3 protein-coding genes are annotated in these 3,696 nt (G+C 54.5%); 1 reads left to right on the top strand and 2 read right to left on the bottom strand.

Features of this window, described 5'->3' with window-relative positions:
- The coding region (locus J7412_RS21705) for a transposase (RefSeq protein ID WP_209081956.1) at window positions 1-139 on the bottom strand (139 nt) is incomplete at its 3' end.
- Between the two features lie 530 nt (window positions 140-669).
- Here J7412_RS21705 and J7412_RS21710 point away from each other — a divergent pair.
- Entirely contained in the window at window positions 670-3,156 is a 2,487-nt protein-coding gene (locus J7412_RS21710) for a Hint domain-containing protein (RefSeq protein ID WP_209081942.1), read from the top strand.
- A gap of 241 nt (window positions 3,157-3,397) precedes the next feature.
- Here the strand turns inward: J7412_RS21710 and J7412_RS21715 are convergent.
- The coding region (locus J7412_RS21715) for a GSU2403 family nucleotidyltransferase fold protein (RefSeq protein ID WP_247744063.1) at window positions 3,398-3,696 on the bottom strand (299 nt) is incomplete at its 5' end.

A 3,696-nucleotide genomic window follows, 5' to 3' on the forward strand; every position in this document is an offset into this window, starting at 1 on the left:
CTCCGAACTTGGCGCGCCACTTAGTAGTACTGGCACTGCTCATGCCATGCTCACGGCACAGCTCCGAAACGGGCACCCCGTTCTCGGCCTGGCGTAGGATCGACATGATCTGAGTCTCGCTGAATTTTGCCTGCTTCATCCGAATTCTCCTCGGTCATAGTGCCGAAAAAACTCTACTTCTGAACACCACTATATTCCGGGGGGATTACCGGATCGTCTGTGGCGTAGCCTGAAATGCGAGCGTGCCAATTCCATGCTCGAAAGACCTGATCAAAAGCCAAGATTGGGGAGAGCAGATGGAACGAGCTCTACAACCGAATACGCCCCTTTTTTGCGCTTAGCGAGAAGCCTCACTCAATAGCCTATTGGCTGAGAATAGTACGCAACACAAGCCAATCAGTAAGAGCAGAAAGTAGCCTGAACTACCACAGACCCTAACCAAACATTGCAGAGCAACTCAGTTTTAATACTAGCCCATACTCTGTCGACCGTAAGCCAACACGAAATCCAGGTTCCTCCTTCAACGCTGCAAAGCTCGGTCCCAAAAGAGAAACACGCCTTATTTAGAAAATTCTCCCTAAAGAAGATCACCACCTGATGGCGAAGCAACAGATTGTTTATACATGCTCCTTACGCAAGGTCTAAACTAAATACCTAGAGGTGACGCTCATGACACGAGGCCTACTCGTTTCCCTAAATGACAAAGGTGTGCTTGCCACAGGGAACCAGGTTTCTACGACTTTAGCTGACTTTGACTCCATCGGGATCCTTCACGGCGGCGACGGCACCGTAAATTGGAATTTTATCATCAACGCGGGTGATAGCGAGATCACCAATCAGTCGGCTTTGGTGGACTACCATATCGGCAGCGACGGAAACATCTATGCGGTGAGCAACTTCTTCAGCATGGTGCATGAAATCACGCATGCGTCAGTTCAATATGGTCCTCCACACGCTATAGACGGGACAGCAGGTTCTGACCACATTGACACGTCATATGTCGACGCCCATGGGGATCAAACTGACAGCGCAACCAGCACTTTTCTTGACGATCAGGATGTGATCCTTGCAGGAGAAGGTGCAGATAGTGTTTTGTCTGGCGATGGCGCCGACACCGTCTACGGTGATGGCGGCGATGACTCCATCCAATCGGGCGCAGGAGATGACTTCGTTTTAGGCGGTTCAGGCGCAGATACCCTTGTGGGCGGCGCGGGCAACGATGCCCTAGAAGGCGGCTCTGGCAACGACAAAATTGTCGGAGATGGGTCTGCTGAGCTCGTTCAGAATGGCGGGTTTACCAATATAGATGGGTCCAGCAACCCAGCCGGGTGGGGCGTCAGTGAAACCAACGCTAGCCAAGTAAAGGTCGTGGATGGCCAGCTTCGCTTTAACGCTGACGGCACACCGAACGGTGGACAGGTGTTTCAAACCATTTCGGGCATACCGGCGGGCGAAGCGGTCACAATCAGTTTTGATAAATACGACATCGGTCACTCCGACAACGGCTATGGCTTTCTGCGCCTGACTGTCTCTGACGGAAGCACCACGCTCATTGATCAGATGGTGCTTTCGACGGGTGCGCACTGCTTCAGCTTCGTGTCCACCGGAGTTGACTATAAGATCACCCTTCAAGACGCCTCCATTGGTAACTTTGACAATAAGGATGTGGCTATCGACAATCTAAGCGTGTCTGTGGGGGCCGCGCCCGGGAATGACACGCTGGATGGTGGCACGGGCGACGATCACATAGACGGCGGTGGGGGCGCAGACCTCCTAATTGGCGGCGACGGCAGAGACACCCTAAACGGCGGCGATGGCAACGACATCATCAACACCTTCGGTGGCAACGCAGGAATTGAAACCGGAGGAGATCGCGCCTTCAACGCCGACACTGTTGACGCCGGCGCAGGCGACGACTCCATTTATGGCGGTTTTGGCGTCGGTGAAAGCATCGATGGGGGAACAGGCAATGACACCTTTAGCCTGCAAAACCTAGGGCCCAGCTCCGCGGCAAATGTTGATCTGCAAGCGGGCAGCTACACACTCAAGACAGGTGGACATGGCACACTCGACGGCATCGAAAATGTCAGCGGTACTTTTGGCAATGATACAATCGCCGGCGACAGCGCAGACAATCGCTTGCACGGGGGCGGTGCGAATGGCGAGGGGAATGACAAGCTCGACGGACGCGGCGGCAACGATACGCTGACAGGTGGCTTTGGAAATGACACACTCAGCGGTGGCTCAGGAGCGGACACTTTCGTCCTTCAAGATGGTTCTGGCCATGATGTGATCGTTGATTTTGACACCGCCGATGACGACGGAAATGGCCTCACCAACGATCAGCTTGACGTGTCGCAGATGACAGATCAGTTCGGGGGGCCAATAAAAGCCAAAAGCGTTACAGTCACAGACGACGGCAATGGCAATGCCAAGCTCACATTTGCCAACGGCGAAACGGTGATCCTGCGAGGCGTCGCCCCCTCACAAGTGGACAGTGTTGCCGAAAAAATCTCAATTGGCATTCCGTGTTTTGCCAAAGGAACCCGCATTAGAACATTGCGTGGAGAGGTGCCAATTGAAACACTGCGCGTGGGGGATCTGGTCACGACAAGGGACCATGGCGCGCAGCCAATCAAGTGGATTGGTTCGACGCATCTGGATGCCACGCAATTGGCGCACCATCCCAACCTTCGCTCCATTCGGCTTCCGGCGGGCTATATGGGCAATCACAGCCCACTTTTTGTTTCACCGCAACACTGCTTGGTGATGAAGGGCACAATGGGCGAGGCAAGCGAAGTGTTCGTGCGTGCGCGTCATCTCGCCTTGGCAAAGGGGCCAGCCCGCGTCGCCCAAGGTCGCCGCAAAGAGACCTACTACCACATGCTGTTCGAACAGCAGGAAGTGGTCTATAGCAATGGTGCGCTGAGCGAGAGCTTCTATCCCGGCCCCCTGGCTAGAGCGATGCTGTCGGCGCAAAGTTTGGCAGAACTTGAACGCGCGATCCCAGCGATCTGCGAACATCCCGTAGAGTTCAGCTACGGCCCCAGAGCGCGACAGCTCATATCAAAAAAGGACCTCTTTGCGCACCTCAAAAGCGCAGCAGAAACACGCGATTTGTGCAAAGTGGGCAGCGCTCTTATTGATGCGGTTTGAGTAGACTCCTTTGATAGCATATATTGCACTGAAAGACCACCGACTGGCGTCGGTAGGATCAGCGATATGGTTTTCCAGGGCTCTGTTGCAAATACAGACAAGGCAACCATCTGCCGTGAGCAAGTAAGATGGCAGTGTCCGAGTTTACAGCTACTCGTCGAGCCCGATGCGCATAGGCTGTGCCGACGGGCGTTGTAGAGGGATAGTGGTGTCGCCGATCCACGATGCCTTCTTGTGGCGGTTAAATACCCAGAGTATCGATGATAGCCGTTGTCTTCGGCATCCGTTTAAGAGAATTGCCGATGTGCTCCCGCCAGCGTGGGCCAACCTCCAGAGCAGCGGCATAGGCACTAGCCAAATCATCGGGTCGGTCCTCGACCATCGCCTCGATCAAGAAGGCCGCCTGCTCGCGATCCTTTGCGGATTTTAGGCTCCCCGCCCCGTCTCGCCGCCGATCGGCGATGATCAGTTTATGGACTGCATATCTCTCGGGGCGTGGAATTTGAACTAAAACGCCGGATCGATAGATCGCCGCTGCAT

It is taken from the genome of Shimia sp. R9_3 (assembly GCF_017743755.1).
In the GTDB taxonomy this organism is placed as follows: Bacteria; Pseudomonadota; Alphaproteobacteria; order Rhodobacterales; family Rhodobacteraceae; genus Shimia.